We start from the raw sequence: 19609 nt of genomic DNA on the forward strand, positions 1-19609 counted from the left end.
CTCTTAATTTATTTCCAAAACACAATAAATTTCAATCACTCGAATAACTTAATTCGACAAATAAGGCAGGTACATCAATACCTTACCCGGTATGGAGTTCTCGCTCGATGCGAATTCTTCCACAACCGTTGTACGAGGGTTGATAATGTACATTGATCCTGTCTGAGTTGTTGAATTATAAGTAAATACTGCCGTGTATAACTCATTACTTTCATCATCTCCGAAAAGAGAAGCATTCGGTGTCGGTACAACCGAAACAATATCATCCGGGAAACTCTTGACAATAGTGGGAGTTTCCAACCCTTCATAACTATACCGCCACAAATCTTTACCCTTGGCAATGTAAGCATAGTTCCAACCAACAGGCAGAACCGTGGTGAACCAAATAGCGTTATCCGTCATTCCACCTGCCCATTGGGTCACATCTTTTTCCGATAGGTAAGAAATAACATCTGTTGCTCTTGCAAATTGTTGATATTCGTAAATATACATCTTATATTCATTGCCTTTTTTGCCCACAAGGAAGAATTTCAATTTGGTATTCGATTGTCCTGTCGGCTCATGGTATAACCCAACCATTTTATCCAATCTCACGACCTCTCCATTGCCATCGAACAAAGGCTGACGACTATATCCTTTATTGGCATTGTAGAAATAATAATAAATACTGCCATCCGTTAAGCGTTGTAAGGTCACGGGAGCATTACGATTATACGGCAAAGCCCCAATTACTTGCTCCACTCCCGTCTCTTCACCCGGAGAATTCGGATTGATTAACTGATAGGGATAATCACTATTCATGGTAGAAAGGAACAATTCGTTTCCGATCAATATTTCCTGCATATGGTTGAAATAAGCATTTTTAGCCTTTACAACAGCCGTCGGTTTCTCCGTGAAAGTAAGACTTTGAACAGAACCCATTACCTGACCAAACGGGTACGTTTGTCCATCCGCAGCCTGAATCATCGTGCCATATCCATCCGGATCTTGCGTGTAAATACTTAATTGTTTTGTATCAAATGTTGCCCCGACAAACGGGCCTTTGATTACTTTATCCGAATTATAACGTTTAAACATTTCGGTGAAAACCGTTGTGAATTGTTGCGGAGCTGCCCGGTTACTTCCTTTAATAGATCCCCATTCAAGGGTTCCATCAGCCTTTTCATAAATCATCACTCCAATCAACGGAATCGCCGTCGGGACAATCTTGACCTTTACCATATAAGCACCATTATTGGAAGTAGCATAATGTTTCCAGCTTTCCCCGGTCACTTTATTACGAATAGCCAACCAGAAATAAGCCTCACCACTCAAGAATTCGATATTCCCAAAAGCAACTTCCCAAGAAAGCTTCAGACTGGTTCCGATAGTGTCACCCCCCATAACCCATGCATACTCAAAATCATTAGGATTCGTCCCCTCCTTAAAGGTGATTTTAGGATCTATCTCTAAAAGTTCTCCCTCGGACAAAGAGATACGTCCGTAAGAACTTCCCGGAATTTCTACTCCGGTCACGGAATCAATACCCGTCCACTCGGAATAGTTATAACTCCCCTTATCCTCGTAACATCCCGTAATGATCAGCATCAAAACAAAGGACATACATATAAAATCTTTTATCACTTTCATAGACCTGTTTTTTTCAATATTCTATCGTTCCTTTAAATACCACTAACTCGCCATTGTCATACGTCGGGTTATTCTCAAACCATTCGTAAGTTTTCTTCGCATAGGCGTAGAGTATTGCCTTATTAGGAGCTTTCCAGTTTTCTTCCAATATACCATTCAGTTCAATGAACTTTTCCGCTTTCACGGACGAATAGGTTCCACCGTATGTATCTAAAGAATTTGTTCGCCAGAGTGTGGGCTGACTACTTAATCCCACTCCAGATACGTTTACAATCATGTATTGATAAAAATCTAAACCACGTACAAAGTTCTCATTAGGAACCAACTCTATATATATTCTTCCTTCAACTGCATCATCTTTTATTGCCTGTACATTGATTTTCACCACGGTTGAATCTATATATCTTCCGGCTCGGAATAATTGTGTTGTTTCCAAGGTATAATGAGTATTCTCCTTGATACCAAATGTTTCTTCCGGATTCACCCGTAATTTATATTCACGATCTTGATCTGACACCGATCCTGCCACTCGAATAGGAATATAAAAATCAGCCACTTCTTTTCCCCCACTGAACACGGAAGAAAATTGAAGGCTATCATATTTGTAGGTCGTAGAAAGATACTGGTATTTAGGGAAATTCAAACTATTTTGCTCTTCCTTAAAAATCATGATCTCATCTCTACTGCACGCATTTATGCAAACACCAAGTAACAAACAAAAAATCAATAGTTTTATAGTCTCCATCATTTCTCGTTTTTAAGTTAATACGTTCTTCCACCATCAAACTCCGTCGTTGGAATATCAGGGGTATATTTTTCAACTGACATGGTAATAACACCACTTGTAGCATACCCCTTTTCAATTTCCGGCACATTACGTCGTTTATACGCATAGAACACCTGCCCATCTCCGATCATTTCACGTCGATATTCTTTCAATATTTCCGAGATAATCGCCTCTTTATCATCACTCGTGAATATTCCTCCGTTACGAGATTGTTGCAAGATGTTCAACAAACGAATCGCCTCTCCGGTAGAGACAGATTCCGCGGCACCTTCTGCCGCAATCAGGTACATTTCTCCTAATTTCAACATAGAAACAATAGGCCGCGGGAAAAGAGCCAAATCTTTCTTTAATGTAGGGCGTTCATATTTTGCCAAATACATACTTGAACCGGAACCTTTTTTCCATGCCGTAATCCGGATGTCACCCGTGGAAGAATAGAATTTCGGGTAACGGGTTGATTGTAACCGGAAACGTTCATAATAAGAATTCCCTGTCGTGTGGTCCTCTTCGATATAATCCCCTAACTCATCGACAAGCAAGCCAAAGATATTTTCCATTGGACAACTCCGATTCACGTAATTATTACCGGAATCCGTACTCCCCAAGTCCGCATTTGTCAAGAATCGAATACCCAAACCTTCTGCCGCACCAATAACCTCCATAGCTGCATCATAGGCAGCTTTATACTCTCCTTTAAAAAGATAAACCCGCGCTTGCAATGCTCTTACTGCATAGTAGTTCATCTTATATTTGCGTTCACTCTTCAAAATGGTTGCATTATAAGTTTTCCCGGAAGAAATTGGGTCGGTATCTTTCAATAACTTTTCCGCACGCTCCAAGTCCCCAACCAAATAACCCAATATTTCATCAGATGATGATGAAGGGGTAAATTCCATTCCAAAATCCGTTTTGTACGGAATTCGTTTCTGAGTTTTTCCTTCCTCCGTTAGATAAGGAGGCTGGAACAGACGTAACATATCAAAATGGATATAAGCTCGCAAAGCAAGAGCCTCTCCCAACACGACATCTCTCGCTCCTTCCTCAAAAATCGAAGGATCTTGCTTCTCCAAATTAGAAATCAATTCATTGGCATTTGCAATTGCATTATAGGACGCTTTCCACATTCCCGTTATTGCATCCTCCACTTGATTAAAACGGGTTGTCCGTTCATAATAATAAGTTGCCAACCCGTTAAACCACCCTTGATCATAATAAGGTTCAATAAATGAAGCCTGAGCCATAGACAACGTCTGTCCCATGATTTCAACCGAGCTTACCGTCATATGTTTTCCATAGGCGCTTTTATCTGCCATTTTCACGTATATACCGGCTAATGCCGAATAATAACCGTCTTCATTATCAAAAATCCCCTCTTCCGTCATTTGGGACTTCGGAAGTACATCCAGCCAATCTCCACAAGAACTAAACAGAAGAAGTCCGAACGCTATAGTTAATAAAACACATATTCTCTTCATACGCTTTCTCTTTTAAAAATTAGCTTGTAATGAAAAATAGAAGGTACGGGCAAACGGGTAAGACAATCCACGTTCTTGCTTAATTGTTGAAACATAGAACAGATCATTTGTTGAAAGCGTGAACTTTAACAACGAAATGCCAAGCGACTGTAAATCATTTGCATTTAATGTATAACTCAATCTCGCTGACGTCATGGACAAGAAATCATCTTTTTGAACGAAACGAGACGTGGGTTTCAATTGACCCGTATTTCCATACCCCCGATATTTGGCTACATCTCCCGGTTTGGTCCAACGCTGAGTTAAAGCCCGGCGATCTGCGTTTTGAGCAAAATTACCTCCTTCGATCTTCTCGTATAAAGTCTTGTTGTAACGATCCGCCCCGAAAGAATATTGGAAATTAGCCCCGAAACTCCAGCGCTTATAGTCAACATTAAGACCAAAATACCCTTTTAAGGTCGGTTCCGTGTTCCCAACGACAACTTGATCTGCAGCATTCCATTGGAATGTCTGAACACCATCTGCCGTAACAAAAATCTCCTGCCCTGTTCCCGGATCAATTCCCATTGAACGCACGGCAAAGATCGAATTCAGAGATTGCCCTTCCTCAAATAAGAAAATTCGTTCCAATTGAGTGTACCCCGCATAATTCAAATGGGCTGTCTGATTTTCTTTAATCACTTCATTATAATCTCTTAAAGCATCAGAAATATTTAATAACTTATTCTTGTTATGAGCGCCATTCACAAAAGCATTGACAATCCAACCATTCTTCTTGATCGGAGTTATGCTCAAGCTAAACTCATACCCTTGGTTACGTACTTTACCCATATTCGCTTTATAAGTAGAGAAACCGGTAGAAGGTAAAATCGCAATATCCGTCAAATTGTTCTTTGTTATATTTGAGTAGTAATTGAAATCCAAGTTCACTAAACCTTGTAATAAACTAAATTCCAATCCAATGTTACGATTTAAAGTAGTTTGCCATTTCAATTCCGGGTTTGCAATCGACATAATCTCAGCTCCCATTACCCCATCATACATTTTCAAGAAATTATAAAGCGTCATGATCTGACTCAACTGGAAATTCTGATTCCCCACGGTACCAATATTTGCTCGAACAGCCAGGTTTTCAAACCAACCATGAGTCTTCATAAATTTCTCATTATAAATATTCCAACGAACTCCGGCTGACCAGAAAGGTGCTGAACGTTGTTTACTTGCAAAATTAGATGAACCGTCTATACGTCCCGTCAAGTCTATCAAATAACGATTATCCCATGAATAATTGAAGTTCGCAAACATTCCGGCTGAACGAGAAATAGAACTACTTCCTGAAGGTCCTGTATAGGAATCAAATTGCACGGCGTAAGAAGGGTATCCTAGAGGGTCATCCAAGAAACCAACGGTCTTGTATGCATCACTCTCAGAATTCGTCTCTTTCAGTTCTCCCCCCACGATTCCTTGTACCAAATGTCTCCCGAATGACTTGGTATATGAAACATTTATGCTACCATAATAATCAAACTGGGATGAATTTGTCATCGTATAAGTTCCCCGTTTGTAAATATTCTCCAAATTATACCCGTCATTCGTTTCCTCCCCGTCTGTCACGGAGGTATAGTCAAAGAAATCCGCTGAAAGAGGAGAACGATACACTTCGGCTTTATCCTGTACATTACTAATAGAGAAAGTACTTCTTACTCGTAATCCTTCTATGACTTCCCAGTTTAAGCCCAGATTGTAAGTCAGATTTGTTGTCTCCCCTCTACTGAAGCTATTCAGATATTTCGCCTCATAAAGCGGATTCAATTGGGCTGAAAAAGTACTTCCCGTAAAATCCGGGGCAGGCAGTCCCTCGTAGGCTGGAATATTCTCGTAAGAAAGTCTGGGGAAGTATTTCCCATTCTCATCTTTCATCCGATAGATAGGTAACAAATTTGAATACGTTGAGAAACTTCCATAAGGAGAGTCTGTATTCTTCACTAAAGCAACTTGTATGTCACTTGTTATTTGCACATGAAGATCATTGTACAATAATTTCAATCCAGCTCCATAACGATCTCGCTTTGAGCCTTTCATAACGCCATTACTCGGAGCTGCCGACAAATTTACTTGATAACGCATACTTCTCCGGTCTTTCTCACCAAACCGCACGCCACCTTCTAACATCAAAGAATGGGAATGTTGAACAGATGTCTGAAGTGGCTGAGACAACCAATAGGAATCCACACCATTCTCAACTTCTTTAGATAGCAAGGTGTACAAATTCTGACGCCCCGGATTTCCCCCGACCAAATCTTCATAAATATTCGTAGAGGTATTATCTCCTTTATTTCCATTATTGAAAAGCTGGGCTTTTTCAAAATACTCCAATAATTCAGACGCATTCATTAAATTATAAGAAGTCAAGTCAGGCACCTGAATACTTCCGTTGAAGGTGTAAGAAAAACGTAATTTTCCACCTTCCGGAACTTTCGTTTCAATCACAATGACACCATTAGCAGCACGGGAACCATAGATAGATGCTGCCGCTGCATCTTTCAAAATCGTCACGGATTGTACCCGATTCATATCCAAGTCAAATACTTGTTGAACAGTAATCTGAAAACCATCCATAATAAAAATCGGCAAAGAAGTATAAGTCTGTAAGTTGCCCTGTGAAATGTCAGGCATACTATTCTGGCCCCGAATCTCTATTTTGTCCGGAACTCTATTAGGGTCAGATCCAAACATTCCTTCATCATCCAAAACGGCAAAAGACGGGTCAAATACTTTCAGAGCGGCAAATAGATTTGTCGGATTAACCTTACGTAAATCATCTCCTTTTACTTGTACGGCTGTTCCCGTAAAACTATTTTTTGCTTTCGGAACATACCCTGTTACGATAACCTCATCCATCTCTGTCGCTTCCTCCACCATCGTAACATCTATCTTTACTCGTTTTTTTATTGCTACAGTTTGTGTTTTCATTCCGATAAAAGAGAAAACTAATTCTCCATCCAAAGAAGGAACTAAAATCCGGTAGAAACCTTTTTCGTCAGTAGCCCGCCCTAGCGTAGGCGTACTCTTATAAATCACAGTTACTCCCGGTATTGGCATCCCCTTCTTATCTTTTACAAAACCTGTAATTTCCAAAAGTTCCGGCTGAGCTTTAGCCGTAACCGGTTTTAAATTGGATACAACGATTGTTTTATTTACAAGCTTGTAAGTCATATCCAAAGGGGTAAGTAATGTGTGTAATGCACTATCCAGCGATACATTCGTCACCCGTATTGACACTTTTTGTTTGGCATCCACCAATTCATTATTATAAAATACTTTATATCCGACTTGTTGCTGAATCATCATAAACACAGATTCCAATTCCACATTTTGTACATTCAGATTCACCTTTGTCGTCTGGGCATAACTTCGGGTTACCATTGTCCCCTGCAAAAAGAGGAACAAGCATACACCCAAAATAACTTTCAGGATATATCCCTCTCTATTCCTGATCTTGATCAAATTATCTAATTTTTCCTTCATCATCTTATTCCATTTACAATTCCATAAATAGAGTTAATTCGCAGGAATCGGCCACACATACTTAGCCTTTGTCATCTCTATATTCCGACCATCATAAGACGGAATAGAGGATAAATTCCAACGTTTATAGCAATAGAACAACTGCCCTTCTCCCAAAAATTCCCGTATATACTGTCTTTCAATCTCTTCCATAAGCTCCGTGGCTGTCGAAATTTCCACGATAGAAGTCTTGGAGAAACGCTTATCCACAAACGTACTCAAGTAAGTATACGCCCCGGAGAGGTCATTCAATTTTAAAGCTGCCTCCGCACCTATTAAATAAATCTCTCCTAACTTGATATAGGGTATCTGTTGCGGAGCCCCACTAAACACGGCAATACTTAAACTATCGTATTTAGGAAGTAAGTTTTGTAAGGTATTGTTCATTGACCTGAAACGAATATCATCAGGAGCTTCCTGTTTCCATTCCTCAACCTGCACAATAGGAGATAAAACGACCCCTTTGTCTCGGAATAAGGTGTATCCTAATGCTTGTAATCCCTCTTTCGGAGAAGGTAACCCCAACAAATGCTCTCTAGAAAATGCCAAATCAGTCCCGGCAGAAGTTGCAAAAGAAAAATATCCGCCTTCAAGGATTTCATCCACACAAGCCCGGGCATCAAGGTATCCGGCTTCCGTCCCTAACGCTAATGCAATACGTGCTTTTAATCCTAAAGCTGCATAATAATTCATTTTCCACACCCGATTAGAAGGTGCCATTCCGAACAACCCATCTGAATTCAAAGATTCACCAGTATAAATAGGATCATATTTTTTCAGAATTGCAATCGCCTCTGTCAATTGAGCTAACATTTTCGTACACAATTCTTGCGTAGACAATTGTTGCAGTTCATCCCCCGTACTCTCTTTCCAATATATGCCTTTAAAAGAAGGCTCAGAGGTATATGCCGGATGGAACAAACGGACCAAATCATAATGCATTGCCACCCGCAACACTTTCAATTCTGCCAACATGACTTCTCTCGCTCCTTTTATAAAAATCACATCTTGATTCTTATCGAATAACCGGAGTAAATTATTGCATGAATAGATCGCATGGTACATGGATGCCCAAACCTGCTCTATTTTTTCTTTCATGATCTGAGAATCGTAATCAAATTCTGCAATCGGTTTCAATTCTGAATCAGGCACAAGAGTTTGTCCCATAAACTCTATTCCCCCTAAACCTAAATTTGAACCAAACAACTCAGATGAACGTAATTCCGTGTAAATCCCATTCAGTGCATTACGAAATGCAGATTCACTACTGAACAAAGCGTCCTCATCTATGTATTCCTCTTTCGGGGCGATATCAAACCAATTGTTACATGAACTTAGCGCCAATACCGCCACTACCATATATAGTAATTTCTTCATAATTATTTCTTTTTAAAAGGTAGCTTGAAGTGACAACGTGAAACTGCGGGCAAAAGGATAAATCAACCCTCTAGGCATTTTAACCGATGAATAATGGAATAAGTCATTACAACTTAATCCAAGATGCAAATCCTGCATATATAATTTATTAGCCAGATTTTTATCAAATTGATAATCCACCCGTAAAGATGCTAAAGAAATCATATTCCTTGACTCAACAAAACGAGATGTTGGTAACGTCGTGGAATTATCAAAGCCTAAATATTCGGTCTGATCCCCGGCCTTTTGCCATTTATCCATCATATCAACCGGTCCGTTTTGTCCAATAGAGGCCTCATCCACGTATCTCACCGCCGTTATATTGTATATCTTAGATCCGAAAGAATAACGGAACATACAATTAAAACTCCAATTTTTCAGACTTCCCAATAAACCAAAACTACCTGCCAACTTAGGAGTCGGATCTCCTTGATAGACCAAGTTCGTTGCCTCCCATTGATTCGTTTCGGTTCCATTCTGTGTAATGAAGATTTCTTTACCTGTTTGTGCATCAATTCCCTTTGAATCTACGGCATAAATCGCATTGACCGCTTTCCCTTCCTTTAGCTGAAGAGTTGATGTTTGATTACTTTCATTCCACTCAGCCATAAAATCATTCGGGCAAGTTTCCAGTTTATTTTTATTGAATGTTCCATTCCATAAAAGGCCTAAAGACAACCCGTTTACATCTTTCAAGATGTCTGCATTTAGCCCAAACTCTAACCCGCTATTCCGAATTTCTCCCCCATTATTCCATTTCCAAGCGGAGCCATTTACAACATTATCCTTTATCCGAGTAACAACATCCTTGCTCAACGTATTGTAATAACGTACGTTTGCTGATAAGTGGTCGAACAGAGTAAACCGGATGCCAACGTAGAAGTTATGATCACTTCTCCATTTCAATTTTTTATTATAATCATTGATCGGATTCAATGTCACTAAACCCAGTTTATTGGAGCTACTTGTCGCGTTCAAATAAGGATTATCAATATCATAAGCATACATTGGATTCACTTGATCGTAATCGAACTGAAATCCCGGAGTCATACCAATACCTGCCGACAATACAAGTTGATTTAGAACATTGCTCTCTTGCAGGAATTTCTCGTTACGAACATTCCAATATCCCCCCACGGACCAAGCCATTGTAACTCGTTTTTTAGGAGCTAAACGAGATGACTTGTCCGCCCGTAGGCTAACATCCACCCCATAACGCTGATCAAAATTATAGCTACCACTTAAATATCCGCTAAAAAGACGATCAAATGCCTCCTGGCCTCCCGGTCTTGTATTAAACGCATAAGTCTTTGCAAAAGAAATATAGTCCATATGATCACTAGGCAAACCAACACCTATATAATTATCACTATAATCTTTTGCCGCATACCCGTGAATCCCTAATGACACGTTCAAATGGTGACGATCAAACTGATTCGAATAATTTAAAACCAAATCTTCTTCATAAATTGTGGTATTTTCCCGACGAATTTTATATTGACCGGCTAGCTCGGCACTATCTAAAGGTAGATCACTAAAATATTCCGATTTAAAAGAAATATACTGATCGAACTTATTAAAATCTTTGGTAAAAGTGAAATTACCAGATAACTCCAGATGTTCCATAATCTGCCAAGTCATATTCAAGGTATTCATTACCCTTGTAGCTCTCGATTTTGAAAAACTGGATAAAGAGGCCTCATAATACGGGGATACTTGTTCACTAAAAGTTCCCTCTCCCATAACAGATGCGGAGTGTTGTCCCCCACTTCCCTTACGATAATATGGATTAATCAACATATAATCCTGAAATACACCATAAGGAGACTCTTTTCCATAAATCACATCTATACGTAACTCATCAGAAACATATAACTTACTATTTCGATAATCTAAACGGGTTCCTATAGCATAATGATCCCGCTTAGAGCCCTTCATGACACCTTTATTACCCGGTGTAGCCAAGAAATAGGCCCGATACAAAATTGAACTGTCCCCTCCCTCTATCTCAAGTTGATGTTTATGCCGGAATGGTTTTTGTAGAGGTACTTTCAACCAATTCGTGTTACCATTTTTCAGCCGCTCTTGATAAAGAGCATCATTCCCATCATACATACCCATACTTTTCTCTAATGCCAGTTTCTGAGAAGCATTCATTATATCGTAACTACTCAGATCTGCAACATCAATTCCTCCATCAAAACGATAATACAAGCGAAGACTTCCCGCTTGCATTTTTTTAGTTGTAATTGCGATTACACCATTCCCGGCCCGAACACCATAAATAGCTGTTCCGGTTGCATCTTTAAGAATGGTTACACGTTCCACCCGATTTATATCGAAATCAGCCAAGCGATCCATCGATATTTCATAGCCATCAACAATAATCAATGGTAACACTCCTCCCTCTTTTCCCAAAATTGTTTTTACACCTCGAAAAGTAATTTCAGACGGTACGTAATTAGGATCAGAGCCATACCACTCCTCAGCCCTATCTATTATCATAGAGGGTTCCACTACCTGCAAAGCTTTCAAGAGATTAGTCGGATGAAAACGTTTCAATTGGTTCCCACTGAAACTATTTCCAAGGATTGCCTTCTCATCACGAGTTTGTACATTTTTCTTTATTCCGGTCTGTGCTGCCACCAATACAGAACTTCCAACCAGAATCATGACCCCGAAAATAGCTCGCCAAACAAAAATGTTATTTCGACTTTTTCCAGGATACTTTCTTTTTTTCCCTCGCAAAAGTTTAATCATAAGTTAATGAATTAATTGATTTAAGTATAAATAGTTATTATGCTTCTTCCCGGATAATTACTTTACCATTTTTAATGTCTAAAACGAAAGGAATACCTGTCGAGCGAATAATTTCAAGCACTCGATCAAGATTATCAAAACGTTTAAACTCTCCGGAGAAATGGTATTTATCCAAAAGCATATCAGGTACCTCATATTCAAAATCATACCATCGAGATAGTTGTTGCATAACCTCCCTCAACGTCGAATATCTAAAAATAAAATAACCATCCTTCCAAGCTGTATAAATCCGGGGATCAACATGACGTAAAGAGATACTCTTATTGTTCGGGTTATAAACACTCTGCCTACCATTTTCTTGCAGAATCTGACCTATATCCGGGCGATTAACCACACCCACGTTTACTTTCCCTTCAATTAACGTGGTGTAGATCATCGGAGCCCCTAAATAAGCATTAACATTAAACTCTGTCCCTAACACTTTCACCTCATGCTCGCCGGAAATAATCTTAAAAGGACGTTGCTCGTTTTTAGCAATTTTAAAATAAGCCTCCCCTTGAAGATATACAACACGTTCCTTTACTATATCATGCACAAAATATTGCAATGTAGATTCTGCATTTAACCAGATTTCACTGCCATCAGCCAATACCAGATGAAATTCTCCACCCTTAGGAACAACAATTTTATTGTATTTTTCTTCTTTTTCGATCTGATCTTTTGAATAAGTGATCATTTTCTTTCCAACTTCTATACCTCTTGTTCCTTCAATATCTAATGTGTCTGCATTCAAGGCAATCTGTCTATCATCATCAAGATATAAAACAGGAACTCCACGTCCCGGTAATATATTGGCAATCGCTTGATGAACCTCCACATTTTCCTTTACAATATCATCCTGTTGAAAGAAATAAACGGTAACACTCAACAAAACGGTCACAGCTGCTGCAGCACCCCAGACCAACTTCCGCATCTTAGAGTGCATGTTCTTCTGTTGAGCCAATTTCCGGACTTTTGCCCGTTTCCAGGCTCCCGCTATATCAAAACTTTTATAATACAATGTTTTTTCTTGGATATAATCCGGGTCTGATAATTTTTCTAACACCTCCTCTTTACCAGATGCGGTTTCATCCCAATCAGAAATTCTCCGTTTATCTGTTTCAGTCTCATTATCAGACAGTCTTCTTCCAACACTCTCTCCTAATTTAATTACATCAACAATCTTTTTCATCATCTTATTTCTCCTTTTCAATGCCTACAACACTCATAAGAAAAAACAAGACGACACCTTTCTTTAAAAAAACGACATTTTTTTAAAGAATTATTTACACAGAAGTAATTATCAATGGATTACAAACGACTCAAATATAAAATATTCTAAAAATCACCACGACATTACGCTACCATGGCTGTAACAAGAGAAGCAAGATTCGTAATTCATTCAGACGTCCCCGAAGATATTGATAAGCTCGTGCCTTGTGTGTCCTGACCGTATTCACCGAGATTCCCAACTTTTCTGCAATCTCATCATTAGAATATCCTTCTAATGCCAACAACATCACTTGTCGACCGACTTCAGACAATTTTAAAATTTCTTCATACACCATTCGAGATGCTTCCTCTTGAATAACAGCATCCACATAATAAGTTGTACTTTCAAGCTCTCCTTGAGTCTTTTGAACGGAATCTGCATATTTAGAGGCAATCCTCCGATGGCGGATATGATTCAAGCATTTATGACGTATTGTCTTATAAAAAAACGCCTTTACATAGTAGATATTTTCAAAGGACTCTTTCTGCTCCCAAAAAGTAACAAAAGTATCCTGTACAATATCCTCACAAGCATCATCTCGCCCTAAAAAATCTTGAGCAAAAGCAACAAACAAAGCAAAGGTATCATCAAAGAAATTTTTCAGAACCTTTTGATCTCCTTGTTGCAATTTTTCAAACAAGACTTTTTCCGTGAGCCGATTCATCATTCTCTAAAATGTAAAAGTATATATATAAATCACTAATAATCAATAGATCACACTATTATTTCCATCACCACAAATATATAGTAAAATTCACCAATATCCAAAGATTTAAATTTCTCGACTTAATATCAATTACATAATTCTAAAAAACTTCAATTATTTATCTTACATTTATGGAATTTCTGTTCTCCCCGCATCTATGTAATAACATTTCCCCCAGGAATTGCGAATAAACATAGAAAGGAAAAGTATAATTAAACAGATAACGATATGATGAAAAGATTACTTATTATCACGGTATTAATATTCGGTGTACTTGCCGCTTTCGGACAAAAAAATGTTTCCGACAAAGAAAATGAGGCAGCACCGAAAACAGCCTTAATCGAGGCACAAAAGGATTATCAGAAAGCAATAAAAGAAAAAAACTCTCCGTTGCTGATTCAATCATTAATCCGCCAGATCAAATACCAATCTTTAATTGATATGGACAGTATTCCTCCCATGTTGCAAAACTTGGAAGAATACATAGAAACAGACCAGAATATTGTTGAAAAAAGTATTCTCCACTCGTTATTGGCAGAACTTTATCAAATGTACTTCAATACCCAACGAGGGAAGATCAACCGTAGAACACCAATCACGGGTTACGTACCCCGTAATATGGCAGAATGGACAGGTAACATATATCGAGAAAAAATATTCCAACACGCACTGGATGCGGTAAAAGCCCAACCCCAACTCTCCGAGGTAAATTGCCTCTCGTACAAAGAAATTCTCGTACTTGGGAAAAACTCACCGGCACTTCGTCCGACGATGTACGATTTTCTCGTGTATCGCAGTATTGATATTCTAAACACTATTTTTCGTTACGATAGACAGGAACCGCTCACGAACAAGCAACTATTGCTCGCCCCGGTAAAGGAATTTGTCCAAATGCCCATCGAGGTAAAAAAGATGGATGCTTATTCAAACACGCTCAAACTTTATCAATCATTATTACAATCCGAGATCGCGGCTCAACGCACGGATGCCATTCTTATTTCCGATCTGGACCGTTTGGAGTATGCGAACAATATCATCGGTTTAAGTCTGAACGATTCTTTATACATTCAGGCTTTAGAACAATTGTCACAACAATATAGCAAAAACCCTTACAAAGTTGAAATTCTTTACAAACTTGCCCAATATTATTACCAGGGAAATTATATTTCAAGTAATAGAGATCCTCAAAAAGCCTTGGATATATGTAATAGCGGGATACGCCAGTTCCCCAAGTATTTCCGGATAGACGTTTTAAAACAATTAGCCAAGGAAATCACCCAAACTACCGTATCCTATTCTATAAATCCCAACGTGTACCCGGGACACAAACAAGAGGTGAACCTTTCCTTCAAGAACTTATCAGAAATTTCAATCTCGCTGTACAAAATCACGGAACCCACTCTGGAATACCTGAATTTGAACAAAAGAGTTCCGAAACTGGAAAAAATATCGACTCACACGTATCGTCTTCCCAAGCGACTGGATTCTCAGGACACGATTCTACGACTTCCCGTACCTAACACGGGACGTTACCAGTTAACCGTGTCTTACGCAAATAATTCCAAAGCGGACTCATCCTATTTCAGTTCCAGTCGTCTATCTACCATTGCCCGCAAAACGGGAGAAACAACTTATAATGTCCTCGTTTGTGATCTCATTAGCGGGAAACCCATCGAAGGAGCAAAAGTAAAAATCTACAAGAGAAACGGACAAAAGTACAGTCTCGCAGGAGAATTTTCTTCCGACAAAAACGGGATTGCCACGTTGAATGAATCCAATCCTGACAATTATTATCAAGTTACCCTGGGAGAAGATAATCATGGTACAATAAACCGCCTTCCCTACCAATACATTGGTCGTACCGATGCCCAATTATCTTCGGTAAACCTTTTTACGGACAGGGCAATATATCGTCCCGGACAAATAGTATATTTCAGCGGCATCAGTTGGGAATCCACCCAAGATGCGTCCAAAGCGATTGTCGGAAAAAACTATACGGTAACTTTACAAGACGTGAATCAACAGGTTATCGCAAAACAAGAAGTCCGGACAAACAAGTTCGGATCCTTTGCCGGAAAGTTCTCCTTGCCCAAAGAAGTGTTGAATGGTATGTTTATCATCTCTACTGATGGAGGTAGACAAATGATCACCGTAGCAGAATACAAACGTCCAAAATTCGAGATCACGTTTAACCCACTGAAGGATGCCTATAAATTAGGGGACCGGCTTACCGTTTCCGGTATTGCCAAAACTTATTCCGGAGTCAACATCGAAAATAGCAAGGTTACCTACACCATCCAAACCCGTACTTTTGATTGGGGCCTCCAGGAAAATACGATTGCAGCAGGAAAAACACAAACGAATACAAAAGGAGAATTTGAGATCTCTTTCCAAACGAAAGAATCTCCCAATACTCCTGCAATATACAGAGGATTCAATACTTATACCGTTTCCGTCACGGTTACAACGTCCAACGGGGAAACTCAGGAGGCGCAATACCCGATTATCATCACAAATCAACGTTATCAGTTAAACTCCCTCATAACCCCTGAAATCAATAAAGATCTTCCAAGTAAGATTCTGGTTACAACCCAAAATCAACTCGGTTATCCCTTGACAGAAAATATCACATACGAACTGTTCTCTCTTAAACCGTTACAGAAATTAGGAGAGCAATATGACGAAGGGAATCTACCCATTGACAAAAAAGTTCGAGAAGGAACGTTCACGACCGGAGAAGACAAAAAACTGGAAATGAACTTGTCGTCCTTGCCTTCCGGTGCATACTTGTTGAAATTTGCGGGAACAGGAAACGATAAAGATATTACTTACCAAAGAATCGTCTATCTGTATTCCACTCAAGATGAACGTCCTCCCTATCCGACTTACTATTGGTGCGTGCAAGAGAAAACGGAATGTTCTCCCGGTGAAAATGCCAAAATTCTGGTGGGTTCGTCCGCTAGAGAGGTGTACGTGTTATATGAGGTATATTCCAATCAGAAATTCATGGAACGCAAACGCTTCATGCTGAATAATTCCAATACAACCTTGTCTATCCCTTACAAGGAAACTTACGGTCCAACAGCTGAAGTCTTTATCAGTTACATAAAGGATGACAAATTCTTCCTAGAAAACATTACTTTAACTCGTAAAGAAACAAGCAAACAACTGGATATTACCACGAAAACATTCCGAGATCACCTTACCCCCGGACAACAGGAAGAATGGTCATTCATTATCAAAACCGAACAAGGGAAAGCCGTTATTGCGGAAATGATGGCAGGAATGTACGATGTCTCGCTGGATAAAATTCGTTCACATCGCTGGAACTTCAATCCTGTCTACTCCACTTATAGCATGCCCCCCAGATGGAGATATACCACCTATCCGCTAAACGGTTATTTAAGCGAACACATCAAATGGGCAAATGTCCCTAGATTTAAATATGATGTATTAAATCTATATGGCCTAAATCAGTTTGGATTCTCTAACGAGGCACAGATCATGGTAAGAGGATACGATGGAGTACCGGGAGCCTTAGCAGAAGAATCTACGACAGAAGACGTAGCGGTTGTTGCTTTCGGAAAAGTAGCAGGAGTTTCCAACTTAAGTAATTCCGACCCGAAACTCTACATCAGAGGAATATCTTCTTTTAAAGAATCCAGGGACGAGGCCTTTGTAACCGGCGAACTTGCCAGCCCGGAAATCAGGCAAAATTTCCAAGAAACAGCCTTTTTCTTCCCTCAACTCTTGACAGATTCAACCGGTAACGTGGTCATTAAATTTACAGTACCGGAATCAACCACCACGTGGAAATTCATGGCTCTGGCACACACACCGACCATGCAGTTCGGACAAATTGAAAAACTCGTCGTTACAAGTAAGAAATTCATGGTTAACACGAACTTACCACGATTCGTACGTACAGGGGATAAAGTCGTATTACAAGCCACAATTAATAATCTCTCGTTGGAAATACAGCAAGGAGAAGCCTACCTTGAGTTATTCGTTCCCTCAACCAATGCTGTGATCAGCAAACAGCTGGTAACGTTTAACGTGAAGGCACAGGAAAATCAAACCGTCAACTTTGAATTTACCGCCTCGGAGAACATAGATTTACTCGGCTGTCGCATTGTTGCCTCTTCTTCAGAATTCAGTGATGGAGAACAGCACGTACTGCCCGTGGTTCCTAACGCAACTTTAGTCACCCAGACACTACCCATATTCACGAGTCAACAAGGCCAACAAACATTCAAGCTGAATGCCCCGAAAGGTGTCACCCCGTATCGCCTGACCCTGGAACTCACGGCAAACCCGATATGGTATGCAGTGTTAGCTCTACCGACTATAAACACTCCACAAACAGATAACGTGACCGAAATCACGGCATCCTATTATGTCAGTACACTTGCCACGGCCATTGCCAACGCAAACCCGCAGATCACAAATACCATCCAGCAGTGGATGCAAAAACCGGATGCCACCCTAACCTCTCCGTTAGAAAAGAACCCGGAATTGAAATCTATCCTATTGCAACTTTCTCCCTGGGTAACCGATGCCCAGAATGAAACTCAACAGATGCATTCATTAGGAGAACTTCTGGATGTTAATCGCCAAAATTACATCTCACAACAAGCGATCAACAAACTTGCCGAACTGCAAAATGAAGATGGCGGATGGTCTTGGTTTAAAGGATTTAATTCCAGTACCTTCATGACAGAAAACGTGCTGGAAGCTATGGCAAGACTTGTCTCTTTAAACGTCACAAGTCACCCGGAACAGGTGAAAAAGATGCAAATCAAGGCATTACAATTCCTGGATAAACAAATACAGGAATCCTACAAACACGTGGAGACAGCCGGATATTCTCAAATCTTGTACTTGTACACACGTAGCGCATACAGAGATATTCCACTGACAGAGGCTCTGGAGGCACATAAATATTATCTCGGCCAACTGGAAACGTCATGGACAAAACTTTCTCTTTACGAAAAAGCCTTAACTGCCATCGCTATGCAACGTTACGGTAAAACGGATATTGCCAAACAAATTATCCGTTCTCTGAAAGAATATTCCACGACAACCCCCGAAATGGGAATGTATTGGGCAAACAACCGTTCTACCCTGTTCACGAATTCCACTATTCAAACCCACGTGACCATCATGAGCGCCTTCCGGGAGATCGAAGGAAATTCCATGGATACGGAGTTGATGAAACAATGGTTATTACGGCAGAAACAAACCCAAAGCTGGGGATCAACGCCAAGTACGGTAGACGCCATTTATGCCTTGTTACTCACGGGAAATAATCAATTGGCATCATCAGAAGAACTGACTATCAAACTCGGAAACAAGAACCTGAATGTTTCCCCGGAAGAAAAAACACTCGGTTACATCAAACAAACTTTCACAAGTAAAGAAATTACCCCGAAGATGATGAACGTAACCCTTTCAAAGAAACAGCAACAAACAAGCTGGGGTGGTCTATATTTACAATACTTTGAAAAATTAGACAAGATTACCAGTCATTCAGGTGGTATCTCCGTGAAGAAAAATCTTTTCATTCAGAAAGAAAATGCCAATGGCAATACACTTACCCCACTGGCAGGACAGGATTTACAAGTCGGAGACCGAATTTGTATCCGCATCACGGTAACCAATGATCAGGATATGCAATTCGTACATCTGAAAGATTTGAGAGCCGGATGTTTCGAACCCACGGAACAGCTATCTGGTAACCGCTGGCAAGACAATCTTGGATACTATCAAGAAACTACAGATGTCGCAACAAATTTATTCTTTGATTTCCTCCCCAAAGGCACGCACGTGTTCGAATACACGGTATGGATTGCCCAAAGTGGGACTTATCAAGATGGCATTACCACCTTACAATGTATTTATGCTCCACAATATTCAGCGAATAGTGATGCCGGAAGCGTTACCGTTCAGTAAACAAA

General features: G+C 39.8%; 9 protein-coding genes. 1 reads left to right on the forward strand and 8 read right to left on the reverse strand.

Annotated elements, in window-relative coordinates; translation table 11 throughout:
* Positions 1-48: 48 nt before the first annotated feature.
* The 8 genes from AB5542_RS09555 to AB5542_RS09590 form a co-directional block, all read right to left on the reverse strand.
* Positions 49-1629, reverse strand: a complete 1581-nt coding sequence (locus AB5542_RS09555; protein WP_279038536.1) for a PKD-like family lipoprotein — start codon at positions 1627-1629, stop codon at positions 49-51.
* 13 nt (positions 1630-1642) lie between these two features.
* Complete coding sequence (locus tag AB5542_RS09560; protein ID WP_279038537.1) at positions 1643-2374, reverse strand: DUF4843 domain-containing protein; 732 nt, start codon at positions 2372-2374, stop codon at positions 1643-1645.
* Positions 2375-2391: 17 nt separating this feature from the next.
* Entirely contained in the window at positions 2392-3891 is a 1500-nt protein-coding gene (locus AB5542_RS09565) for a RagB/SusD family nutrient uptake outer membrane protein (protein ID WP_279038538.1), read from the reverse strand.
* Positions 3892-3903: 12 nt separating this feature from the next.
* Entirely contained in the window at positions 3904-7422 is a 3519-nt protein-coding gene (locus tag AB5542_RS09570; protein WP_229782493.1) for a SusC/RagA family TonB-linked outer membrane protein, read from the reverse strand.
* A 30-nt stretch (positions 7423-7452) separates the two neighbouring features.
* Complete coding sequence (locus AB5542_RS09575; protein WP_279038539.1) at positions 7453-8835, reverse strand: RagB/SusD family nutrient uptake outer membrane protein; 1383 nt, start codon at positions 8833-8835, stop codon at positions 7453-7455.
* Between the two features lie 12 nt (positions 8836-8847).
* Positions 8848-11634, reverse strand: coding sequence for a TonB-dependent receptor plug domain-containing protein (locus AB5542_RS09580; protein WP_279038540.1), 2787 nt, complete (start codon positions 11632-11634; stop codon positions 8848-8850).
* A 37-nt stretch (positions 11635-11671) separates the two neighbouring features.
* The gene (locus AB5542_RS09585; protein ID WP_279038541.1) at positions 11672-12868 is read right to left on the reverse strand and encodes a FecR family protein; all 1197 of its coding nucleotides are present in this window, start codon (positions 12866-12868) and stop codon (positions 11672-11674) included.
* Between the two features lie 166 nt (positions 12869-13034).
* Positions 13035-13613, reverse strand: a complete 579-nt coding sequence (locus AB5542_RS09590; RefSeq protein ID WP_087419713.1) for an RNA polymerase sigma factor — start codon at positions 13611-13613, stop codon at positions 13035-13037.
* 267 nt (positions 13614-13880) lie between these two features.
* On the opposite strand from AB5542_RS09590, the gene AB5542_RS09595 reads away from it, so the two are divergent.
* A complete protein-coding gene (locus tag AB5542_RS09595; RefSeq protein ID WP_279038542.1) occupies positions 13881-19604 on the forward strand; it encodes an alpha-2-macroglobulin family protein in 5724 nt (1907 codons plus the stop codon).
* Positions 19605-19609: the final 5 nt, after the last annotated feature.

It is taken from the genome of Butyricimonas sp. RTP31003st1_G1_RTP31003_210430, assembly GCF_040920905.1.
GTDB classification, from domain to species: Bacteria; Bacteroidota; Bacteroidia; order Bacteroidales; family Marinifilaceae; genus Butyricimonas; species Butyricimonas paravirosa.

Coding starts and splice junctions, on each gene's coding strand:
- AB5542_RS09555 (WP_279038536.1), bottom strand. CDS start 1,629: ATGAAAGTGATAAAAGATTTTATATGTATGTCCTTTGTTTTGATGCTG.
- AB5542_RS09560 (WP_279038537.1), bottom strand. CDS start 2,374: ATGGAGACTATAAAACTATTGATTTTTTGTTTGTTACTTGGTGTTTGC.
- AB5542_RS09565 (WP_279038538.1), bottom strand. CDS start 3,891: ATGAAGAGAATATGTGTTTTATTAACTATAGCGTTCGGACTTCTTCTG.
- AB5542_RS09570 (WP_229782493.1), bottom strand. CDS start 7,422: ATGATGAAGGAAAAATTAGATAATTTGATCAAGATCAGGAATAGAGAG.
- AB5542_RS09575 (WP_279038539.1), bottom strand. CDS start 8,835: ATGAAGAAATTACTATATATGGTAGTGGCGGTATTGGCGCTAAGTTCA.
- AB5542_RS09580 (WP_279038540.1), bottom strand. CDS start 11,634: ATGATTAAACTTTTGCGAGGGAAAAAAAGAAAGTATCCTGGAAAAAGT.
- AB5542_RS09585 (WP_279038541.1), bottom strand. CDS start 12,868: ATGATGAAAAAGATTGTTGATGTAATTAAATTAGGAGAGAGTGTTGGA.
- AB5542_RS09590 (WP_087419713.1), bottom strand. CDS start 13,613: ATGATGAATCGGCTCACGGAAAAAGTCTTGTTTGAAAAATTGCAACAA.
- AB5542_RS09595 (WP_279038542.1), top strand. CDS start 13,881: ATGATGAAAAGATTACTTATTATCACGGTATTAATATTCGGTGTACTT.